The sequence below is a fragment of the Pseudomonas sp. BIGb0381 genome (assembly GCF_024809815.1).
GTDB lineage: Bacteria > Pseudomonadota > Gammaproteobacteria > Pseudomonadales > Pseudomonadaceae > Aquipseudomonas.
The window spans coordinates 105,310-128,186 of sequence record NZ_JANUEN010000008.1; the positions used below are offsets into that span (position 1 = coordinate 105,310).

Annotated in this window: 18 protein-coding genes; 3 read left to right on the forward strand and 15 right to left on the reverse strand. The window is 61.5% G+C overall.

Translation table 11 applies throughout. The annotated features are described in order from the left end of the window. Window positions 1-78: 78 nt before the first annotated feature. The 8 genes from fdhA to M2397_RS20945 form a co-directional block, all read right to left on the reverse strand. On the reverse strand, window positions 79-1,278 hold the full coding sequence (gene fdhA, locus M2397_RS20910; RefSeq protein ID WP_003176541.1) for a formaldehyde dehydrogenase, glutathione-independent: 1,200 nt from the start codon (window positions 1,276-1,278) through the stop codon (window positions 79-81). A 199-nt stretch (window positions 1,279-1,477) separates the two neighbouring features. Next, a complete protein-coding gene (gene purU, locus M2397_RS20915; protein ID WP_032883972.1) occupies window positions 1,478-2,335 on the reverse strand; it encodes a formyltetrahydrofolate deformylase in 858 nt (285 codons plus the stop codon). Between the two features lie 10 nt (window positions 2,336-2,345). Then, complete coding sequence (locus M2397_RS20920; protein WP_259244339.1) at window positions 2,346-2,978, reverse strand: sarcosine oxidase subunit gamma; 633 nt, start codon at window positions 2,976-2,978, stop codon at window positions 2,346-2,348. Window positions 2,979-3,107: 129 nt separating this feature from the next. Continuing rightward, a complete protein-coding gene (locus tag M2397_RS20925) occupies window positions 3,108-6,125 on the reverse strand; it encodes a sarcosine oxidase subunit alpha (RefSeq protein WP_131699078.1) in 3,018 nt (1,005 codons plus the stop codon). Further along, window positions 6,122-6,424 (reverse strand): sarcosine oxidase subunit delta, encoded by a 303-nt coding sequence (locus M2397_RS20930; RefSeq protein ID WP_027605979.1) that lies wholly within the window; start codon window positions 6,422-6,424, stop codon window positions 6,122-6,124. Before M2397_RS20930 ends, M2397_RS20925 begins: the two co-directional genes overlap by 4 nt. Window positions 6,425-6,439: 15 nt before the next feature. Beyond that, window positions 6,440-7,690 carry a sarcosine oxidase subunit beta gene (locus M2397_RS20935; protein ID WP_010207084.1) on the reverse strand — a complete coding sequence of 417 codons (1,251 nt, stop codon included), beginning with the start codon at window positions 7,688-7,690 and terminating at the stop codon, window positions 6,440-6,442. Between the two features lie 22 nt (window positions 7,691-7,712). Then, complete coding sequence (gene glyA / locus M2397_RS20940; RefSeq protein WP_090401748.1) at window positions 7,713-8,966, reverse strand: serine hydroxymethyltransferase; 1,254 nt, start codon at window positions 8,964-8,966, stop codon at window positions 7,713-7,715. A 170-nt stretch (window positions 8,967-9,136) separates the two neighbouring features. Further along, window positions 9,137-9,865, reverse strand: a complete 729-nt coding sequence (locus tag M2397_RS20945) for a conjugal transfer protein TraX (RefSeq protein WP_259244340.1) — start codon at window positions 9,863-9,865, stop codon at window positions 9,137-9,139. Window positions 9,866-9,955: 90 nt separating this feature from the next. Here M2397_RS20945 and M2397_RS20950 point away from each other — a divergent pair, with 90 nt between their 5' ends. Next, a complete protein-coding gene (locus M2397_RS20950) occupies window positions 9,956-10,996 on the forward strand; it encodes a low specificity L-threonine aldolase (RefSeq protein ID WP_131699076.1) in 1,041 nt (346 codons plus the stop codon). 148 nt (window positions 10,997-11,144) lie between these two features. Here the strand turns inward: M2397_RS20950 and gbcB are convergent, their stop codons facing one another. Beyond that, a complete protein-coding gene (gene gbcB, locus M2397_RS20955) occupies window positions 11,145-12,245 on the reverse strand; it encodes a glycine-betaine demethylase subunit GbcB (RefSeq protein ID WP_259244341.1) in 1,101 nt (366 codons plus the stop codon). A 282-nt stretch (window positions 12,246-12,527) separates the two neighbouring features. Between gbcB and gbcA the strand changes: the two genes are divergently transcribed. Next, a complete protein-coding gene (gene gbcA / locus M2397_RS20960) occupies window positions 12,528-13,823 on the forward strand; it encodes a glycine-betaine demethylase subunit GbcA (RefSeq protein WP_131699075.1) in 1,296 nt (431 codons plus the stop codon). A gap of 807 nt (window positions 13,824-14,630) precedes the next feature. Beyond that, complete coding sequence (locus M2397_RS20965; protein WP_237683157.1) at window positions 14,631-14,834, forward strand: prepilin-type N-terminal cleavage/methylation domain-containing protein; 204 nt, start codon at window positions 14,631-14,633, stop codon at window positions 14,832-14,834. A 231-nt stretch (window positions 14,835-15,065) separates the two neighbouring features. Here M2397_RS20965 and M2397_RS20970 read toward each other — a convergent pair whose 3' ends face one another. The 6 genes from M2397_RS20970 to M2397_RS20995 form a co-directional block, all read right to left on the reverse strand. Then, window positions 15,066-15,836, reverse strand: a complete 771-nt coding sequence (locus M2397_RS20970) for an electron transfer flavoprotein subunit beta (protein ID WP_259244342.1) — start codon at window positions 15,834-15,836, stop codon at window positions 15,066-15,068. Window positions 15,837-15,846: 10 nt separating this feature from the next. Continuing rightward, the gene (locus M2397_RS20975; RefSeq protein ID WP_131699072.1) at window positions 15,847-17,067 is read right to left on the reverse strand and encodes an electron transfer flavoprotein subunit alpha/FixB family protein; all 1,221 of its coding nucleotides are present in this window, start codon (window positions 17,065-17,067) and stop codon (window positions 15,847-15,849) included. Next, complete coding sequence (dgcB, locus tag M2397_RS20980; RefSeq protein WP_259244343.1) at window positions 17,067-19,010, reverse strand: dimethylglycine demethylation protein DgcB; 1,944 nt, start codon at window positions 19,008-19,010, stop codon at window positions 17,067-17,069. The genes M2397_RS20975 and dgcB overlap by 1 nt, the downstream gene beginning before the upstream one ends. A 156-nt stretch (window positions 19,011-19,166) precedes the next feature. Further along, complete coding sequence (gene dgcA / locus M2397_RS20985; RefSeq protein ID WP_065925458.1) at window positions 19,167-21,227, reverse strand: dimethylglycine demethylation protein DgcA; 2,061 nt, start codon at window positions 21,225-21,227, stop codon at window positions 19,167-19,169. A 15-nt stretch (window positions 21,228-21,242) separates the two neighbouring features. Beyond that, window positions 21,243-21,773, reverse strand: coding sequence for a DUF5943 domain-containing protein (locus M2397_RS20990; protein ID WP_003194877.1), 531 nt, complete (start codon window positions 21,771-21,773; stop codon window positions 21,243-21,245). A 76-nt stretch (window positions 21,774-21,849) separates the two neighbouring features. Beyond that, entirely contained in the window at window positions 21,850-22,827 is a 978-nt protein-coding gene (locus tag M2397_RS20995; RefSeq protein WP_010207105.1) for a dipeptidase, read from the reverse strand. Between the last annotated feature and the right edge of the window lie 50 nt (window positions 22,828-22,877).

A 22,877-nucleotide genomic window follows, 5' to 3' on the forward strand; every position in this document is an offset into this window, starting at 1 on the left:
AGCCAGTAAATAGGTAACTGACTGAACGCTATCGGGAGCAAGCCCCCTCCCACATTTGGGTTTTCGTATGCCTGGGATTTACGCCGCACTGAACAACTTATGCGGATCAATCACAAACTTCTTCGGCACGCCCGCATCGAACTCGCCGTACCCACGTGGCGCGTCATCCAGGCTGATCACCTGCACACCGACGATCTCGGCGATGTTGATGCGGTCCCACATGATCGCCTGCATCAGCTGGCGGTTGTACTTCATCACTGGCGTTTGCCCGGTGTGGAAGCTGTGGGATTTGGCCCAGCCCAGGCCGAAACGAATGCTCAGGCTGCCCATTTTCGCGGCGGCATCCACAGCACCTGGATCTTCGGTGACGTACAGGCCGGGGATACCGATCTTGCCCGCCACGCGCACCACGCCCATCAGTGAGTTGAGCACCGTGGCCGGGGCTTCGGCCTTGACGCCGTCGTGCCCGTGGCCGCGGGCTTCAAAGCCTACGCAGTCGACGGCACAGTCCACTTCCGGCTCGCCGAGCAGCGCGGCGATTTGCTCGTGCAGGGGGGTGTCGGTGGACAGGTCGGCAATTTCGAAACCCTGGGCCTTGGCGTGGGCCAGGCGGATCGGGTTGACGTCGCCGATGATCACCACCGCCGCACCCAGCAGACGTGCAGACGCAGCAGCCGCCAGGCCGACCGGGCCGGCACCGGCGATGTAGACGGTGCTGCCAGGGCCTACGCCAGCGGTAACGGCACCGTGGTAGCCGGTCGGGAGAATGTCGGAGAGGCAGGTCAGGTCACGGATTTTCTCCATGGCCTTGTCACGGTCCGGCAGTTTCAGCAGGTTGAAGTCGGCGTACGGCACCAGCACGTACTCGGCCTGGCCGCCGGTCCAGTCGCCCATGTCGACATAGCCGTAGGCACCACCGGCACGGGCCGGGTTGACGGTGAGGCACACGCCGGTGTGTTGCTCTTTGCAAGAGCGGCAGCGCCCGCAGGCGACGTTGAAGGGGACGGAAACCAGATCACCGATCTTCAGGTTTTCGACGTCGCTGCCCTTCTCGATCACTTCACCGGTGATCTCGTGACCGAGCACCAGGCCGGTCTGGGCAGTAGTGCGGCCGCGCACCATGTGTTGGTCGGAGCCGCAGATGTTGGTGGAGACCACGCGCAGGATGACGCCGTGCTCAATCTTCCTGCCACGGGGGTCCTGCATTTTGGGATAGTCGATTTTCTGTACTTCGACCTTGCCGTTGCCGAGATACACGACACCACGATTACCAGACATGCTTTCACCTCGCTGTTGTTTTTATGGAACTGCGTTGCCCAGGCAGGCAGCGCGTTAAATGCTCGGGTACAGATGCTGTTTCTTGTGTTGTTTGTTTGGGCCTCATCGGGAGCAAGTCGAATCGTCGCACCGCCCCTCCCACATTTGAGGGTATTCACAAGTCAAAATGTGGGAGGGGGCTTGCTCCCGATGGCGGCAGTCAGAGCACCACAGTCCTATTGGCATTCAAGAACACCCGTCGCTCAATGTGATACCCCACCGCCCGAGCCAGTGTCAGCCCTTCGATGTCCCGCCCCTTGGCAATCAGATCCTCGGGGTAGTGACTGTGATCCACCACTTCCACACCCTGGGCGATGATCGGGCCTTCGTCCAGGTCGTTGTTGATGTAATGCGCCGTGGCGCCGACCAATTTCACGCCCTTGTTGTAGGCCTGGTGATACGGCTTGGCGCCCTTGAACCCCGGCAGCAACGAGTGGTGGATATTGATGGCCTTGCCGTCCAGCTTGCGGCACAGCTCCGGCGACAGCACTTGCATGTAGCGCGCAAGAATCACCAGTTCGGCGCCGGTCTCTTCAATCACTTGCCACACCTGACGCTCCTGGGACGGTTTGTCGTTAGGGTCGAGGGGGAAATGGTAGTAGGGAATTTGATGCCAGTCGGCCAAAGGTTTGAGATCGGGATGGTTGGACACCACCGCGACCACGTCCATCGACAGCTGACCGATACGCTGACGGTACAGCAGGTCGTTGAGGCAGTGATCGGCCTTGGAGACCATGATCACCACTTTTGGCCGGTAGTTCGGCGCCGTCAGCTCGAAGATCATGCCAAAGGCTTCACCCCGCGTGGCCAGGCCATCGCGGAAAGCCTGCTCGTCGAAGCCATCCGGCTGGCGAAATTCCACGCGAATAAAAAACCGACCCGAGAGGCGGTCATCGAACGAATGGTGCTCGGTGACGTAGCAGCCCTGCTCGAACAGGTAGCGGGTAACCGCGTCCACCGTGCCGAGCACGCTGGGGCAGTCGGCGGTCAAAATCCATGTATCGGGTGCGCGGCTCATGGGTCATTCCTCAGGCTTGAACGCTCAGGCCAAATTCGGCCGAGGCGTCCTGCAACCACAACCACCAGTAATCCGAAAAGCTGCGACGAATCAGCAGTTCCCAGGTGTCTTCAGCGGTGTGGCGAATCACCAGCTGCGACTTGGCGAACACCGTGCCCACCGCCTTGCCCACCGGGAAGTTGTTGGGGTGCACGTCATAGCTGGTGGATTTCATCAGCACATCGCGCACGTTCGGGCCGCTGAGTTCGAGGATCTGCTGACCGCCGCTGACGTTGACGACCTGGATATGCAAATCACCCAGGGCGGCGCGCAGGTTTTGTTCGGCGGCGAATTCCTCACCGCTTGGCACGATCAGCAACCACTCATCCGGGCCGAGCCATTGCAGGCTGGTTTCGCCTTTGACGATGACCTGCAGGGCGCCGGGCAGTTCGATGCCCAGGGCCTTGTGCACGCCGGCGGCGAAGGCGGCGTCATGGCCGTCGCCACGGATCGTGAGATGACCAAGCAATTTCTTTTCGCGCACGGTCACACCGGCGTTCTTGCGGCCCTTGCCGACCAGGCTGGCGAGGTCGGCATGGTGCAGCGACGACTCGGCCTTGGCGCCGGTGGTGGGGCGTTGCTGGTAAACATTGGCTGCTGTCATGGAGCACCTTTCCTGAATTCTGTTGTGAGGCTGATGGCCTCATCGGGAGCAAGCCCCCTCCCACATTTGAAAGACTCACACATCAAAATGTGGGAGGGGGCTTGCTCCCGATGGCCGCGCCGCGGTCTATCAGATGTTCTGCCGATCACCCTTAGGATCAAAGAACACCGAAGACACAATCTCCGCTTCGATCACGCTGCCATCCGCCTGGGGCGAGAACACCCGCTCACCGATGCGCTTCAAGCCGCCCTTGACCACGCCCATGGCAAACGAATAACCCAGGGAGTTATGCGCGTAGCTGGAGGTGACGTGACCGACCATCTTCATCGGGATAGTCTGCTTCGGATCGAACACCAGTTGCGCGCCTTCCGGCAGCCACACGTTCGGATCGATCGGCTTCAGGCCCACCAGTTGCTTGCGCTCTTCACGCACGCAGTCTTCCCGGTTCATGCCGCGCCAGCCGATCCACGAGAACGGTTTGGTACGACCGACACACCAGCCCATGTTCAGGTCGTCCGGGGTCATCGAGCCGTCGGTGTCCTGGCCGACGATGATGAAGCCCTTCTCGGCCCGCAGTACGTGCATGGTCTCGGTGCCGTAAGGGGTCAGGTTGTACTTCTTGCCGGCCGCGACGATCTGTTCCAGCACGCCCATGGCGTAGTCGGCCTGCACGTTGACTTCGTACGACAGCTCACCGGTGAACGAGATACGGAACACCCGCGCCGGTACGCCACCCACCAGGCCTTCTTTCCAGGTCATGAACGGGAAGCCGTCCTTGTCCAGGTCGATGTCGGTGACTTCCGCCAGCAGCTTGCGGCTGTTGGGGCCGGACAGGGTCATGGTCGCCCAATGGTCGGTGACCGAGGTGAAGTACACCTTGAGGTCCGGCCATTCGGTCTGTTGGTAAATTTCCAGCCACTGCAATACGCGGGCGGCGCCGCCGGTGGTGGTGGTCATCAGGAAGTGGTTGTCGGCGAGGCAGGCGGTGACGCCGTCGTCGAAGACCATGCCGTCTTCCTTGCACATCAAGCCGTAACGCGCCTTGCCCACGTCGAGCTTGGTCCAGGCGTTGGTGTAAATGCGGTTGAGGAACTCACGCGCATCCGGGCCTTGAATGTCGATCTTGCCGAGGGTCGACGCATCCAGCAGACCGACGCTGTCGCGCACGGCCAGGCATTCGCGTTTCACCGCGGCATGCAGGTCTTCACCGTTGCGCGGGAAGTACCACGGGCGTTTCCACTGGCCGACGTCTTCGAACTCGGCGCCGTTCTTCACGTGCCACGCTTGCAACGCGGTGTAGCGCACCGGTTCGAAGATGTGCCCACAGTGACGGCCCGCCACCGCGCCGAAGGTCACCGGCGTGTAGTTGGGACGGAACATGGTGGTGCCCATCTGCGGGATGGTCACGTTCAGCGAGCGCGCGGCAATCGCCAGGCCGTTGACGTTACCGAGCTTGCCCTGGTCGGTGCCGAAGCCCAACGCGGTGTAGCGCTTGACGTGTTCCACCGACTCGAAACCTTCGCGGGTGGCGAGTTCGATGGCGGCTGCGGTGACGTCGTTTTGCAGGTCGACAAATTGCTTCGGCGCCCGTGCGGTAGCTTTCTCGTGAGGCACTTGGAACAGCGCCAGGGTTGGCTCTTCCAGCCGGCTCAAGGCTTTTGGCAGCGTACCTTCCACCGGGGCAAAACCAGCCTCGCTGGCGGCGCGCACGCCGCCTTCAAAACCATCCGCCAGGGAATCGCCAAGGCCGTAGACGCCGTTGATGCCACCGACGCACACACGTTTCTGAGGGGCTTCGCCCGGTACAAAACCGAGGATGTCTTCACGCCAGGTCGGCTTGCCGCCCAGGTGCGAGGCCAAGTGGACCACCGGGCTATAGCCGCCGGAGCTGGCCACCAGGTCGCAGTCCAGCCATTCGCCGGGGCTGGTGACTTTATGCGCCTTGACGTCGATCGCGGCGATACGCGCAGCGGTCACGCGCTTGGTGCCACGGGCCTCGATCACAGCGCTGCCGGTGAGGATCCGAATACCTTTGGCGCGGGCCTCTTCAACCAATGCACCGCGTGGGTTGTGGCGCACATCGGCCACCGCCACGACTTGCAGGCCGGCATCGAGCCAATCCAGCGCCACGCGGTAAGCGTGGTCGTTGTTGGTCGACAGCACCAGTTTCTTGCCCGGTGCCACGCCGTAGCGGCGCACGTAGGTGGACACCGCACCCGCCAGCATATTGCCCGGCACATCGTTGTTGCCGTACACCAGCGGACGCTCGCAAGCACCGGTCGCCAGGACCACACGCTGGGCACGCACACGGTGGATACGCTGGCGCACCACGCCAATCGGCGCACGGTCACCCAGGTGATCGGTGAGGCGCTCGTGAATGGTCAGGAAGTTATGGTCGTGGTAGCCGTTGACGGTGGCGCGGGGCAGCAGCACCACGTCCGGCAGGGTTTTCAATTCGGCGATGACACTCGCGACCCATTCGGTGGCCGGTTTGCCGTCGAGGCTTTCGCGGGAATCGAGCAGCGAACCGCCAAACTCTTCCTGCTCATCGGCGATGATCACGCGGGCACCGCTGCGCGCAGCAGCCAGTGCAGCAGCGAGGCCGGCAGGGCCTGCGCCGACCACCAGGACGTCGCAGTGGCGGTTGAAGTTGTCGTAGGTGTCCGGGTCGTTCTCGGTCGGCGAGCGACCCAGGCCTGCGGCCTTGCGGATGTACTTCTCGTAGGTCATCCAGAACGATTGCGGGTACATGAAGGTTTTGTAGTAGAACCCCGGCGGCATCAGCTTGCCGCCGACCTTGCCGAGGATGCCCATCATGTCGTTGTTAACGCTCGGCCAGCCGTTGGTGCTGGTGGCGACCAAACCTTGGTACAGCGCCTGTTGCGTGGCACGCACGTTAGGGATCTGCGTGGCTTCGGTAGCGCCGATCTGCAGCACGGCGTTCGGCTCTTCGGCGCCGGCAGCGAAGATGCCGCGTGGGCGCGAGTACTTGAAGCTGCGGCCAATGATGTCGACGCCGTTGGCCAGCAGGGCTGCGGCCAGGGTGTCGCCTTCAAAGCCTTTGTAGCTCTGACCGTTGAAGCTGAAGGTCAGGACTTTATTACGGTCGATGCGGCCACCGTTGGACAGGCGATTGATCTGGCTCATACCTTCTCTCCAGAGGCCTTGGCGGTGAACTGAGGCTTCTCACCGATCTTGTAGGTTTCAAGAATTTCGTAGGTCACGGTGTCACGGGTCGCGTTGAAATACTGGCGGCAACCGGCGGCGTGAATCCACAGTTCGTGGTGCAGGCCGCGCGGGTTATCGCGGAAGAACATGTAGTCGCCCCACTCTTCATCGGTGCAGGCATTCGGGTCCAGCGGGCGCGGGATGTGCGCTTGGCCGGACGCGTGGAATTCCTCTTCGGAGCGCAGTTCGCCACAGTGAGGACAGAAGATATGCAACATAGGGAATTTCTCCTGTTAGTGGGCGACGGCCGCAGCGCCGTGTTCGTCGATCAACGCACCGTTGTGGAAACGGTCGATGGAGAAAGGTGCCGCCAACGGGTGCATTTCACCCTTGGCCAGGCTGGCAGCAAACACGTTGCCTGAGCCTGGGGTGGCCTTGAAGCCACCGGTACCCCAACCGCAGTTGAAGAACATGTTCGGCACCGGGGTCTTGGAGATGATCGGGCAGGCGTCCGGTGTGGTGTCGACGATGCCGCCCCACTGACGGTTCATGCGCACCCGCGACAGCACCGGGAACATCTCGACGATGGCCTGGATGGTGTGTTCGATCACCGGGTACGAACCACGCTGGCCGTAGCCGTTGTAGCCGTCGATACCGGCGCCGATCACCAGGTCGCCTTTATCGGACTGGCTGATGTAGCCGTGCACGGCGTTGGACATGATCACGCTGTCGATAATCGGCTTGATCGGCTCCGACACCAACGCTTGCAGCGGGTGGGATTCGATCGGCAGGCGGAAACCGGCGAGCGAAGCCATGTGACCGGAGTTACCGGCGGTGACCACACCGACGCGCTTGGCGCCGATAAAGCCCTTGTTGGTTTCCACACCGATGCACACGCCGTTTTCCTTGCGGAAACCGATCACTTCGGTCTGCTGGATCAAGTCCACGCCGAGTGCGTCGGCCGCACGGGCAAAGCCCCAGGCCACGGCATCGTGACGGGCCACGCCGCCGCGCCGTTGCACGGTGGCGCCGAGTACTGGGTAGCGGGTGTTTTTCGAGCAATCCAGGTACGGAATCTCGTCGGCCACTTGCTTGGCATTCAACAACTCGCCATCCACGCCGTTAAGGCGGTTGGCGCTGACACGACGCTCGGAATCACGGATGTCCTGCAGGGTGTGGCACAGGTTGTAGACGCCACGCTGGGAGAACATCACGTTGTAGTTCAGGTCCTGGGACAGGCCTTCCCACAGTTTCATCGCGTGTTCGTACAGGTGCGCCGACTCGTCCCACAGGTAGTTGGAACGTACGATGGTGGTGTTGCGCGCGGTGTTACCGCCGCCCAGCCAGCCTTTCTCGACCACGGCCACGTTGGTGATGCCGTGCTCTTTGGCCAGGTAGTAAGCCGTCGCCAGACCATGCCCGCCGCCGCCGACGATGACCACGTCGTAGACCTTCTTAGGGGTCGGCGTGCGCCACATCTTCTGCCAGTTTTCGTGGTGGCTGAGGGAGTGCTTGAAGAGGCCGAAGCCCGAGTAGCGTTGCATAGTCATTACTCCAAAACCGCGCTCAGCGATAAACCGGGAAATCAGCGCACAGGGCAGACACGTGCTTGGCCACGTTGGCCTCGACGTCGGCGTCGCCGAGGTTGTCGAGGATGTCGCAGATCCAACCGGCCAACTCGATGCACTGCGGCACTTTGAAACCGCGCGTGGTCACCGCCGGGGTGCCGATGCGCAGGCCCGAGGTCACGAACGGCGACTGCGGGTCATTCGGCACGGCGTTCTTGTTGACGGTGATGTGGGCGCGACCGAGGGCGGCATCCGCCTCTTTGCCGGTGAGGCCCTGACGAATCAGGCTGACCAGGAACAGGTGGTTATCGGTGCCGCCGGACACTACATCGTAGCCGCGTTTGATAAACACGCTGGCCATGGCCTGGGCGTTATCGATCACTTGCTGCTGGTAGGCCTTGAAACCTGGCTCCTGGGCTTCCTTGAAGCACACGGCCTTGCCGGCGATCACATGCATCAGCGGGCCGCCCTGGGCGCCAGGGAATACGGCGGCGTTGAGTTTCTTTTCAATTTCTTCGTTGGCCTTGGCCAGGATCAAACCGCCACGTGGACCGCGCAGGGTCTTGTGGGTGGTGGTGGTGACCACATCGGCGTAAGGCAGCGGGTTCGGGTACAGGCCGGCGGCGACCAGGCCGGCGACGTGGGCCATGTCGACGAACAGCAGCGCACCGACCTTGTCGGCGATCGCGCGAAAGCGTGGGAAATCCAGGGTCTTGGAGTAGGCGGAGAACCCAGCCACGACCATCTTCGGCTTGTGCTCCACGGCCAGGCGCTCGACTTCGTCGTAGTCGATCAGGCCGGTGTCGGTGTTGATGCCGTATTGCACCGCGTTGTACAGCTTGCCCGAGGACGACACCTTGGCACCGTGGGTCAGGTGACCACCGTGAGCCAGGCTCATGCCGAGGATGGTGTCGCCGGCGTTCAACAGCGCCAGGTACACCGCGCTGTTGGCGGAGGAGCCGGAGTGCGGTTGCACGTTGGCGTAATCGGCACCGAACAGTTGCTTGGCGCGCTCGATGGCCAGGGCCTCGACCTTGTCCACGTGCTCGCAGCCACCGTAATAGCGCTTGCCCGGGTAGCCTTCGGCGTATTTGTTGGTGAGGCCGCTGCCTTGGGCTTCCATCACGCGCTTGCTGGTGTAGTTCTCCGACGCGATCAGCTCGATATGATCTTCCTGACGCTGCTCCTCGGCATTCATGGCTGCCAGCAGTGCGTCGTCATACCCTTGGATCTGGTCTTGTTTGCTGAACATCGCGTCTCTCCCAGCCTTTCGTATTGTTGAGGCCCATGCAGGGCCCTTTGATGCGATGGTAGGGCTGGCGCAGACAGGCCAAATGCCTACGGACGCCACGCAAAGGTGCGTTTACGACATTGCCGAAACAACACCGAACAAATGTGGGAGGGGGCTTGCTCCCACAGGGGTTAGGCGATGATGTGGCGGAGCAGTAGCAGCAGGAGGAAGTGCATGGGATACAGGGCATACGCCCAGCGGCGCATGGCTGGTGGCCCAGCGCTTTTTGCGTGTCGCAACAAGACCATACCGAGCAATGGCGCAATCAGGCAGGTCGCCAATCCCAACAACGCCACCGGCGTGCCGCTATTGAGCAGGACCTGCCATTGGTTGGCGGCCACGCAGACCAATCCCGGCAACACACTGAAATACCAAGGCCGACGAAACACCAGCAGCATCGCCAGTGGCAGCAATACCCCAAAGAAACCGAACATTAACTGCGACGAAAATACCGCCGCTATCGTGACGGCGATCAACGCCAATCCTCGATCAATAAACGTCTTCTGCTGCCATCCTCGGGCAACCAGCAGCCCCAACGCCAAGGTAGGCAGCACGTTCAACGTATCGGCATCCTCGATAAACAGCCGATACGGCACCTCGCTGATCACGCTGAACAGCAACAGCCAGCCCAGGTAGCGCCACCGGCCGCTCATCGCCAGGTCTCTGGCCCGGTGCAGGTTCGCCGCAATCGCCAGGCAAAACCACGGGAACGCCAGGCGCCCCGGTACATACAGGCCATCCAGGTCCAGACCGACATAACGCAGGTGGTCCAGCACCATGCTCAGCAGCGCCAGCCACTTGAGCAAATCCAAAGCGCCATCACGGACGCGTCCGACAGGCATCGTTTCAGAACCGTGCATAATTCCCCAGTGACTTTGCATTTACAGTGCGTGCGCACGCCCGACAATCTTGGTTAAAGTGCGCACCAACATCGACCACAGGAATGGGCCATGACCGACAAGAGCCAACAATTCGCCAGTGACAACTATTCGGGCATTTGCCCGGAAGCCTGGGCCGCCATGGAACAAGCCAACCAGGGTCATCAACGCGCCTACGGTGATGATGAATGGACCCACCGCGCCGCCGACGGTTTCCGCAACCTGTTCGAAACCGACTGCGAAGTGTTCTTCGCCTTCAACGGTACGGCCGCCAACTCCCTGGCGCTGTCCTCCTTGTGCCAGAGCTACCATAGCGTGATTTGCTCGGAAACCGCCCACGTCGAGACCGACGAATGCGGCGCGCCGGAGTTTTTCTCCAACGGCTCCAAGCTGCTCACCGCGCGCACCGAGAACGGCAAGCTGACCCCGGAATCGATCCGCGAGATCGCCCTCAAGCGCCAGGACATCCACTACCCCAAACCCCGCGTAGTGACCCTGACCCAAGCCACCGAAGTCGGCAGCGTCTACACCCCGGAAGAAATCCGCGCGATCAGCGTCACCTGCAAGGAGCTGGGCCTGAACCTGCACATGGACGGCGCGCGCTTCTCCAACGCTTGCGCGTTCCTCGGCTGCTCGCCGGCCGACCTGACCTGGAAAGCCGGAGTGGACGTATTGTGCTTTGGCGGCACCAAGAACGGCATGGCCGTGGGTGAAGCCATCCTGTTCTTCAACCGCGCGCTGGCCGAAGACTTCGACTACCGCTGCAAACAGGCCGGCCAGCTGGCCTCGAAAATGCGCTTCCTTTCCGCCCCTTGGGTGGGACTGCTGGAAAACGACGCCTGGCTCAAACATGCGCGCCACGCCAACCACTGCGCGCAATTGCTCAGCAGTCTGGTGGCGGATATTCCGGGTGTGGAGTTGATGTTCCCGGTACAGGCCAACGGCGTGTTCCTGCAACTCTCGGAACCGGCGATTGCCGCGCTGACCGCCAAGGGCTGGCGCTTCTACACCTTCATCGGCAAAGGTGGCGCGCGGTTCATGTGTGCGTGGGATACCGACGAAGAGCGCGTGCGGGAATTGGCAGCAGATATCCGCGAAGTCATGGGTGACTGACAATGACTCACTGATGTACATAAAACAAATGTGGGAGGGGGCTTGCTCCCGATAGCGGTGGGTCAGCTTGCACATACAGTGGCTGACACTCTGCTATCGGGAGCAAGCCCCCTCCCACATTTGGATTGGGTTGTGCCTGCTCGAGCAATCAGAAATCGATGCGCACATCCCCCTTCGGCACACTGCAGCACGAGAGGACGTAGCCTTCGGCTTCGTCTTCTTCGGTGATCCCGCCGTTGTGCTCCATCTCCACCTCCCCGCCCAGCTTCATTACCTTGCACGTTCCGCAAATGCCCATGCCGCAGGCTTTCGGGATCATCAGCCCAAGCTTGGCCGCCGCTGCGTGGACGGTCTCGCCCGGCGCGACGCGAATGCTCTTGCCGGAGGCGAGGAATTCCACCTGGTGCAAATCCGCCAGGTCGATTTCCGGCGCATCCGCCGCTTGCTCGGCCTGCTCCACCGCGTCGGCGCGAGCTTCCGGCGGCGTGGCACCGAAGGATTCCTCGTGGTACCGCGCCATGTCGAAACCGGCCGCCTCCAGCAGGCGCTTCACCGCATTCATATACGGCGTAGGACCGCAGCAGAATACTTCGCGCTCAAGGAAGTCCGGCACCATCAGTTCGAGCATCTTGTGGTTCAGGTAACCGCGATAGCCGGCCCAAGGTTCACCCAGGCCGTGTTTTTCGCAGATCAGGTGCAAGCTGAAGTTGTCGATCCGCGACGCCATATGCTCCAGCTCGCGGTGGTAGATGATGTCTTTGGGCGAACGCGCGCTGTGGATAAACGTCATGTCGACATTGGCGTTGGTGTCGTAGAACCAGCGCGCCATGGACATCACCGGGGTGATACCGACACCGCCGCTGAGGTACAAGACTTTCGGACTCGGGAAGTCGATGGCATTGAACAGCCCGACCGGCCCGTGCACCGCCAATTCCTGCCCTTCGTGCAGCGTGTCGTGCAGCCAGTTGGACACCTTGCCGCCCGGCACGCGCTTGATGGTCACCGAGAAGCTGTAGGGCACCGACGGCGAACTGGAAATGGTGTACGAGCGCATGATCGGCTGGCCGTCGATTTCCAGCTCCAGGGTGACGAACTGCCCCGGCTTGAAAAAGAACAGGATCGGCTGGTCGGCCATAAAGCAGAAGGTGCGCACATCCCAGGTTTCCTGGATGACTTTGACGCAACGGACGATGTGCCGACCATTGGCCCAGGTCTGGGTGGTTACCGGATTCAGGAAGCTGTTGGACATGCTGTTCTCCACCGCCGATAGTCGGCCTTATGGTGGCAATTCTGCGTAACGCGAGAACCACCCATTTACCTATCTGCGACATTCACATACTTATCGCGACCAGCCCCCATACCACGGGGGTTGCGCGTCGGGAACAGAGTGGGCCATGTCGCTCATGGATAAGGTTCCGTGCATCAGCAGCCCCACACTCGCTCCCAACAACGACGCTTTCTTTACGCCTTGCTGCAAACCTGATCAGCCACTATTCGCCGGCCACACAGAATGGCCATGAGGACACACACGATGGACGTCACCGCAACCTTAAGCTTGGGCGATCCGCTGGAACCCGCACGCAAGGCCACCGCGCAAATGCTCCAAGAGCGCGAGCGCACCTTTTCGCTGCCGCAGCCGTTCTACTCTGATGAGCGGTTGTTTGATATCGACATGCAGGAGATCTTCCACAAAGAGTGGTTGATCGCCGGCATGACCTGCGAAATCCCCACCAAGGGCAACTACCTGACCCTGCAAGTGGGCAAGAACCCGATCATCGTGATCCGTGGCGCCGAAGGCGTGGTGCATGCGTTCCATAACGTGTGTCGCCACCGGGGTTCGCGCCTGTGCACCAGCGACAAAGGCAAAGTCGCCAAGCTGGTCTGCCCCTACCACCAGTGGACCTACGAGATCGACGGCCGCCTGCTGTTCGCCGGCACCGAGATGGGCGCCGACTTCGACATGAAGCAATACGGCCTCAAACCGGTGAATGTGAAGACCGCCGGCGGCTACATCTTTATCAGCCTGGCCGAGAACCCGCCGGCCATCGATGACTTCCTGTCGACGTTGAACCATTACATGGAACCCTACGACATGGAAAACACCAAGGTGGCGATCCAGACCACCTTGTTCGAAAAAGCCAACTGGAAGCTGGTGCTGGAAAATAACCGCGAGTGCTACCACTGCAACGCGTCGCACCCCGAGTTGTTGAAAACCCTGCTGGAGTGGGACGACGTTACCGACCCACGCGCCGACCAGGCGTTCAAGGACCACGTCGCGGCGTCGGCCGCTGCCTGGGATGCCGAGAAGATCCCTTACGCCCATGCCAGCTTCGGCCTGCGTAACCGTATCGTGCGCATGCCGCTGCTCAAGGGCACTGTGTCGATGACCCTGGACGGCAAGCAGGGCTGCGCCAAGCTGATGGGCCGGATCAAGAACCCCGACCTGGGCTCGATGCGCATCCTGCACCTGCCGCATTCGTGGAACCACTGCATGGGCGACCACATTATCGTGTTCACCGTGTGGCCGATCAGCGCACAGGAAACCATGGTCACCACCAAGTGGATCGTGCACAAGGACGCCGTGGAAGGCGTGGACTACGACGTGGAGCGCATGCGCAAGGTGTGGGACGCCACCAACGACCAAGACCGTCGCCTGGCCGAAGAGAACCAGCGCGGGATCAACTCCACCGCCTACCAGCCTGGCCCGTATTCCAAGACCTATGAGTTCGGCGTGGTGAACTTTGTGGACTGGTACAGCGAGCGCATGTTGAACAACCTCGGTGCAGCCCCGGCGCCTTACCTCAAGGGTGTGGCCGCCCACGAATAACCGATACCCACAGCTCAAAAAATGTAGGAGGGGGCCAGTCGCATCGTCGCACCGCCCCTCCCACACTTGAACCTTACACTGCTTAATATTTGATCAAATCTCTCGCAGACCTCTGCCAGCCTGCCCTCCAGCCTTTACCCAACAACTTATCCACAGAGCCACCCACAGCAATTGTGGGCAACTCCGTTACCCAACCAAAATTAATTGAAGAAAATCCGTGACTTATTCAAGTTGACAGTTCCCAAGCTACATTGATCATTTATTGATCAAAACCTTGTAAGCCACGTAAATCGTGACCTGTAGCGGTACGCAAACACCTTATCCACAGAACAGCCAACAGACTTTGGGGGCAACTTCTACAGCGCTGTGGAAAACCATGCCAAACCGTCATAAACCGAGGGTTTCAGCTGTATTCTTCGGTTTCAGGGGCAATTTGATCAATAAACAACCAAACTATTGAAAGCCTTTATCTATAAGGCCTGTAGCGGATAGCAAACATCTTATCCACAGAAACGCCAACAGACTTTGGGGGCAAGTCCAACCGTTGCTTCAAGCTTATCCACACAAAAAAGCACCAAAAAACCGTGACTTAGCTTGATCAATTTTCGTACAGCGGCTTTCAGGCCTTGATTCACGGGGCTCGTGGACACCCACGAACACCTTATCCACAGCTACGCGCACAGCGTTTGTGGGTAACCGTGCAACCTGTACAAAAACACTCAGCATCTACACTCACCCGTGCAGTCAATTCCATGGCCTGGGTTAACGCGCAAGTCCTTGGCAGCCTGATCGGGAGGTAGAACGGTGATGTGGCAGGGCAAGCCCAGCCATCACTGCGCCAAAGGTTTTACGCTGATTGAATTACTGCTGACGCTGGCCCTGCTGGCCACGCTTGCGACAGTGGCTTATCCGCTGACAGCATTGATGGGTAAACGTGATCGAGAACTGGACCTGCAACGTTCGTTGCGGGAAATCCGGCGGGCGATCGATGCGAGATCATCCTGTTGCTGACGCCGAGGATCGAACGCAACCTGGACCTGCCTTGGCAGCAGCTGCCGCCACCGCTGCCGGATCTGGTGCCCAAGCCTGCGCCAGCCCCACCTTAATCTCAGAACCTGATGGAGATAAAAATGTGGGAGGGGGCTTGCCCCCGATTGCAGTGTGTCAGTCTCAGTATCTTTAACTGAAGCACCGCTATCGGGGGCAAGCCCCCTCCCACATTGGTTTTGCAGTGTTGGTGGGTTAGCGCACGACGCCTTCTTCGATCAGCAACTTGAGAATGGCCTGGGCGCCTTCCTCGGCGCTCACACCCTTGAGCACCTGCCCACCGCCACCACTGGCCTTGGCCGTGGCGGCTTTCATGCGGTCGGCACCACTCTTGGCCTTGATCACCTTGAGGCGCTTGGGCCGGGGCTTGGCCGGTTGCAACACCGCACCTGTGAATAACTCATCGGCTTCAACCTCGACCTCATGGGCCGCCAACTCACCGCGCTGTGCCGGGCCGTAGGCGCTCTGCCGAGGCTTCGGCGCGGCGTTGTCCACCGTGGCCAGGAATGGCAGGCGCACCTTCAAGCGCCGCCGCTGCCCACGCGGCAAGGCTTGCAGCACATGAGCGACGCCGCCGTCGATGGACTCCACCTGCGCCAGCCCGACAATCAACGGCCAGCCCAATTGCTCTGCGAGCAGGAACGGCAACATCCCCGAGCCTTCACCGGTTTCGGCCTGGCTGCCGGTGAGCACCACCTGGGCACCTGCCTCGCGCAGATAATCACTGAGTACCGGCAAGGCATCGGCACCATCCGGTTGTTCCAGCACATGCAGTTGCGGCAACCCCATGCCCAGGTAGCTGCGCAGGGTCGGTTCGGCGATATTGCCGGCGTGCAGCACCTGCAACTTATCCCCAGCCATTTGCAGGCCCAGCTCGACCGCGCGCGCGTCCTGTTCGGCGCGGCGTGGCCGGCCGGAGGTGGGGTGGGCGCCGATGGACACCAGGCTGATTACATTCGTGGTCATGGTCATGTCCTCAAGCCGCATCGCGCTTGGCGCCGTTGCGGTAGGCCTCGACCGCATCGATCAAGGCTTGCAGAATCGCGGCGCTCTCGCCGATCACCGACAGGTCGGCACGCTTGATCATGTCGCAGCCCGGGTCGAGGTTGATCGCCACCACCTTGTCGCAGGCGCCAATGCCTTGCAGGTGTTGGATCGCCCCGGAAATCCCCACGGCCACATACACCCGCGCCGTCACCCAGGTACCGCTGGCGCCGACCTGGCGATCACGGGCCATAAAGCCGTCGTCCACCGCCACCCGCGAGGCGCCTTCGGTTGCCCCCAATGCGGCGGCGGTCTGGTGGAACAGCGCCCAGTCCTTCACGCCGTTGCCGCCGGAGAAAATGAATTCGGCCTCGGCCATGGGAATCGCCGCCGGGTCCACCGCCACCGCGCCGAGATCCTCGATACGCGGCAGACTGCGCGCCAGGCTTGTGGATAACTCCACGGGCAGCACTTCATGGCGTGTGTCGCTGACCGGATCGGCACATTCGGCAGCCGCAAGAATCAGGCGTGGCAGCGGCCGCGCCAAATCTTCCCGGCCCGCACCCGCGCGGCCGATGCACTCGTCGCCCTTGATCTGCCACACCCGTGTGGCCGGGCGCTCCTTGAGGCTGGCGGCAAAACGCCGACCCAGCTCGCCGCCACCACTGCGGCTGTCGGGCAGCAACCAATGGCGCGGGTTGAACTGGTTATCCACAGCGCGCAAACCCTGCACGCGTTGCTCCGGTGAGTAACCGTCGAATTCGTGGCCGTCCAGCACCAGCAGGCGATCGACACCGGCCGTGGCAAACGCGCTTTCCTTGTGCTCGCCAAACACCACCGCCAGCACCGCACCGTCGCTGCCGGCGAGTTGTCGCGCCAGGCCGAGCAGGTCGCGGTCGTGGCTGCTCAAGCGGCCGCCGACCATGTCCGGCACTACGTTGATGTAGAACGCGGGCGCAGGCACCTGATGCAGCGGCAACTGCACTTCAATCGCTGCCGTACGCTTGGCCGCGCCGCCCTGCTGGGCACCGCTGCGGTCGATGCGCTTGATGCCGTTGGGGCCGATAAAACCGACGCCATGTACATTTTTGCGGATAACACCGTTCGGCCCCATCCAGCTGTGTTGCACCGGCTGCATCGCCGCGTGCAGCGGGTGCAGGCGGTTACGGGCGATCCATTCGGCCCGTGGGTCGCGGCGGATAATGTCGCTCATCAGTGCACCTCCGCAGGTTCACGCTTGTTGGGAGCTTTGGCCGGTGCGACGTCTTCGAGCAATGCATCGGCCACCAGCTCGGCGATGTCTTTGATCAACGGGCGCGGTTCAACCACACCTTCGAGCATCGCCGTGCATTGCGGGCAACCGACCGCTACCAGTTCGGCGCCGGTCTCGCGGATGTCTTCCATGCGCATGTCGGGGATCCGTTGCTTGCCGGGGATGTCGGTAATCGGCGCGCCGCCACCGCCGCCGCAGCAGCGTGAGCGGAAGCCCGAACGTTGCATCTCCTTGACCTCGATGCCCAAGGCACGCAGCACTTGGCGCGGGGCCTCGTACTCACCGTTGTAGCGGCCCAGGTAGCACGGGTCGTGGTAGGTCACGCTGTTGCCTTTGTGCTGGCCCAGGTTCAACGCGCCTTCGCCGATCAGCTCGGCCATGAAGGTGCTGTGGTGCTGCACAAGATAGTTGCCGTTGAAGGCGCCGTATTCGTTTTTCAGCACATGGAAACTGTGCGGATCGCAGGTGACGATGCGCTTGAAGCTGTACTTGGCCAGCGTCTGAATATTGCGCGAGGCCAGCAGTTGGAACGTCGCTTCATCGCCCAGGCGTCGCGCCACGTCACCGCTGTCGCGTTCTTCCAGGCCGAGCACCGCGAAGTCGACCTTGGCCGCTTTCAGTACTTTGACGAATGCACGCAGGGTGCGCTGGTTGCGCATGTCGAAGGCCCCGTCGCCGACCCAGAACAGCACGTCGGCACTGCCTTTTTCGCTGAGCAGTGGCAGGTTCAGATCCGCCGCCCAGTTCAGGCGGCCGCCCGGGGCAAAACCGCCGGGGTTGTCGGTGGCGATCAGGTTTTCCAGGACTTCGGCGCCCTTGTTCGGCGTGGCGCCTTTTTCCAGAGTCAGGTGGCGGCGCATGTCGACGATGGCGTCCACGTGCTCGATCATCATCGGGCACTCTTCCACGCAGGCGCGGCAGGTGGTGCACGACCACAGGGTCTCGGCGTCCACCAGGCCGTTGACGATCGGCTGATGCGGATTGCCGCCGTGTTCGCCAATGGCTTTGCCCGGATACGGGCTACCGGCGAACTTGGCATCGGTGCCGCCCGCCAGGCCGACCACCATGTCCTGGATCAGTTTTTTCGGGTTCAGCGGCTGGCCGGCGGCGAAGGCCGGGCACGCGGCTTCACACTTGCCGCACTGCACGCACGCGTCGAAACCGAGCAGTTGGTTCCAGGTGAAATCCTTGGGTTTTTCCACGCCCAGGGGCGCGGTTTTGTCGCTCAGGTCCAGGGGTTTCAAACCCGTGGAACGACCACCGCCAAAGCGTTCGGCGCGACGGTGCCAGGCCAGGTGCAGGGCACCGGCGAAGGCGTGCTTCATCGGGCCGCCCCAGGTCATGCCGAAGAACATCTCGGACACGCCCCACAGCACACCCACACTCAGCAGTGCAGCCAGCAACCAGCCGCCGAAGTCCGCCGGCAGAATCCCGGCCACCGGCAAGGTCACCAGGAAGAAGCTCACCGAGAACGCCATCAGGCTTTTCGGCAGGCGCATCCACGGGCCCTTCGACAGGCGCGCGGGCGGGTTGCGGCGGCGCAGGTACATGAAGATGGCGCCGACAAACATCAAGGTCGAGGCCAAAAGCAGCGCGTAGCCGAGGATGCGATTGTGCAGGCCGAAACCGTGCACCAGGATCGCCAGCAGCGCCGACAGCACAAAGCCCAGCGCCGTGGCGACGTGGGTGTTGGCGATGTATTTGTCGCGGGCGACCACGTGGTGCAGGTCGACCATATAGCGCTTGGGCATGGCCAGCAGGCCGCCCAGCAGGTCGACCTTGGAGGCACGGCCACGGCGCCACATGTTCACCCGGCGCAGGGCGCCGAGGACGGCAAGGCCCAGGGCGGCGAATAAGAGAATAGGCAGCAAGGTGTTCAACATGGTGAAGCTCCCACAGACCACACAGGTCTACTGTGAAACTGGCCCGAAATTGAGAGGGGGCTTGCCCCCGATGGCGGACTGTCAGTTGATACAGCTGTCGCTGAACCACCGCTATCGGGGGCAAGCCCCCTCCCACATTTGACCGAGTTCACCTCATCAAAAGTCTTTGCAAAGGCGCAGGGCGTCATAGATGGCAGCGTGGGTATTACGCTGTGCCACACAGTCACCGATGCGGAACAGCAAGTACCCCTCACCCGCCTCGCTCAGGCACGGCTGCGGCTTGATCGCGAACAGGGCTTCAACGTCGATCTGGCCTTTGTTGCGCGAACCTTCCTTGAGCCCGTAGTAGATGGCTTCGTCCGGACGCACGCCGTTCTCGACCACCACCTGATCGACCACCCGCTCCTCTTTGGCGCCGGTGTATTCGTTCTCCAGCACCGCCACCAGCTTGTCGCCCTCGCGGTAGACCTTTTCCAGCATCATGTCGCCGGTCATGATCACTTCCTTGGGGTACATGCTGCGGTAGTAGGTCGGGAACGACGTACCGCCGATGGCTACGCCCGGTTTGATGTCATCGGTGACGATTTCCACCTGGCAGCCTTTGTCGGCCAGGAAGTCCGCCACCGACATGCCGGTGAATTCGCAAATGGTGTCGTACACCAGCACGTTCTTGCCCGGCGCGACTTTGCCGTCGAGCACGTCCCAGCTGCTCACCACCAGGCCTTCGGCAGCGCCCCAGTGTTCGTTCTGTTCGATAAACGGATGCCCGCCGACCGCCAGCACCACCACGTCCGGACGCAGGTCCAGAATCGTCTCGGCATCGGCGGCCACGCCCAGGCGCAGGTCGACTTTCAAACGCGCCAGCTCCAGCTGGAACCAGCGCGTGATACCGGCGATCTGGTCGCGCTGCGGGGCCTTGGAGGCGGTGGTGATTTGCCCGCCGATAAACTCTTTTTTCTCGAACAGGGTCACGTCGTGACCCCGTTCGGCAGCCACACGCGCGGCTTCCATCCCGGCAGGGCCGGCGCCCACCACGACCACCTTGCGTTTCGGCCCGGTGGATTTCTCGATGATATGCGGCACGCCCATGTATTCACGGGAGGTCGCGGCGTTCTGGATGCACAACACGTCCAGGCCCTGATACTGGCGGTCGATGCAATAGTTGGCGCCGACACACTGCTTGATCTGGTCGATCTGGCCCATCTTGATCTTGGCGATCAAGTGCGGGTCGGCGATGTGCGCACGGGTCATGCCGACCATGTCCACATAGCCGCCTTCGAGGATGCGTGTGGCCTGGTTCGGGTCCTTGATGTTCTGTGCGTGCAGCACCGGAACCTTGACCACTTCCTTGATACCGGCCGCCAGGTGCAGGAACGGCTCCGGTGGATAGCTCATGTTGGGGATCACGTTGGCCAGGGTGTTGTGCGTATCGCAACCCGAGCCCACCACGCCGATGAAATCGAGCATGCCGGTGTCGTCGTAGTACTTGGCGATCTGTTTCATGTCCTCGTGGGACAGGCCGTCCGGGTGGAACTCGTCACCGCACAGGCGCATGCCCACGCAGAAGTCATCACCGACTTCGGCGCGCACGGCTTTCAACACTTCCAGGCCGAACTTCATGCGGCCTTCGAAGGTGCCGCCCCATTCGTCGGTACGCTTGTTGACCCGTGGGCTCCAGAATTGGTCGATCATATGCTGGTGCACGGCGGACAATTCCACACCGTCCAGGCCACCGGCCTTGGCGCGCTTGGCGGCGCTGGCGTAGTTGCCGATCACGCGCCAGATCTCTTCCGGTTCGATGGTCTTGCACGTGGCACGGTGCACCGGCTCACGCACGCCGGACGGCGACATCAGGGTCGGCCAGTTAAAGCCATCCCAACGCGAGCGACGGCCCATGTGGGTAATCTGGATCATGATCTTGGCGCCATGCTTGTGCATGGCGTCGGCCAGGTTCTGGAAATGCGGGATGATGCGGTCGGTGGACAGGTTCACCGAACTCCACCACTCCTGGGGGCTGTCGATGGCGACTACCGAGGAACCGCCGCAGATCGCCAGGCCAATGCCGCCCTTGGCTTTTTCTTCGTAATACTTCACATAGCGGTCGGTGGTCATGCCGCCGTCAGTGGCATACACCTCGGCGTGGGCAGTACTGAGTACGCGGTTGCGGATGGTCAGTTTGCCGATCTGGATCGGCTGGAACATTGCTTCGAAAGCCATGGCACGGTCCTCGGCTTACAACGGCTTGACGGTGAACAAGCCGTCATCGTGGCCCTCTTCGGAGCCTCCGTAGACTTGTTCGGCCACGGTGCGGATGTTGCTGCCACGCGCTTGCAGAATCTGGTCCATGGCGCCGGCAAACCAACCGGTGAACATGTAGTCCACTTTGCGCCCGACCTTGCCGTACACATAGACGAATGCCGAGTGTTCGAGCTTGACGCTGGCGGTGCCTTTATCCAGGTCGATGTCCTGGATCTTGAACAGGCCCCAGCCGCGCTGCGACAGGCGCTTCATGTAGTGCTCGAACACCGCGACGCCTTCCAGGCCGTGGCATTCAGCTTCTTTTTCACACCAGTGCCAGGCGGACTTGTAGCCGGCCTTGTAGAGGATTTCGGCGTAGGCGTCGGCGCCCAGCACTTCTTCGATGCCCATGTGGTTGTTGACGAAGAAATGGCGCGGTACGTACAGCATCGGCAGGGCGTCGGAAGTCCAGACACCGGTTTCGCTGTCGACTTCGATAGGCAATTGAGGGGCGATCTTGGCCATGGAAACTTAACTCCAGAAAATTCGTTTGGATGCCCCAGACCTGGGTGGCCGGGGGAAAAGAAGTGTCAGCGGTGGCTTATTCGCCCCAGACGTCCTTGAGCACGTTGACCCAGTTCTCGCCCATGATCTTGCGCACCACACGCTCAGGGTGGCCGCGCTTGAGCAAGGTCTCGGTGAGGTTGGGGAACTCGCCCACGGTGCGGATGCCCAGCGGGTTGATGATCTTGCCGAAGCTGGTCAGGCGGCGGGCGTAGCCCTTGTCATGGGTCAGCATTTCAAAGAAATCCTGGCCATGGCCCTGGGTAAAGTCGGTGCCGATACCGATGGCGTCTTCGCCGACGATGTTCATGGTGTATTCGATGGCTTCGGCGTAGTCGTCGATAGTCGAATCGATGCCCTTGGCCAGGAACGGCGCGAACATGGTCACGCCGACAAAGCCACCGTGGTCGGCGATGAACTTCAGTTCTTCATCGGACTTGTTGCGCGGGTGTTCTTTAAGACCGGACGGCAGGCAGTGGGAGTAGCACACCGGCTTTTTCGATTCGAGGATGACTTCTTCGCTGGTCTTGGAGCCGACGTGGGACAGGTCGCACATGATGCCGACACGGTTCATCTCGGCGACAATCTCGCGACCGAAGCCCGACAGGCCTCCGTCGCGCTCGTAGCAACCGGTGCCCACCAGGTTCTGGGTGTTGTAGCACATCTGCACCACACCGACGCCGAGCTGCTTGAAGATCTCGACATAGCCGAGCTGGTCTTCAAATGCATGGGCGTTCTGGAAGCCGAAGATGATGCCGGTCTTGCCCTGTTCCTTGGCCTTGCGGATGTCGGCGGTGGTTTTCACCGGGATCACCAGGTCGCTGTTCTCGCGGATCAGGGTCTGGCTGGCGACGATGTTGTTGATCGTGGCCTGGAACCCTTCCCACACCGACACGGTGCAGTTCGCGGCGGTCAGGCCGCCTTTGCGCATGTCCTCGAACAGGTCGCGGTTCCACTTGGCAATGATCAGCCCGTCGATAACGATGCTGTCGGCGTGCAATTCGGCTGGGCTCATCAGGCGTCCCCTTATTGGCGATTCATGCGCCGAATCGTCTGCCGGCGCTT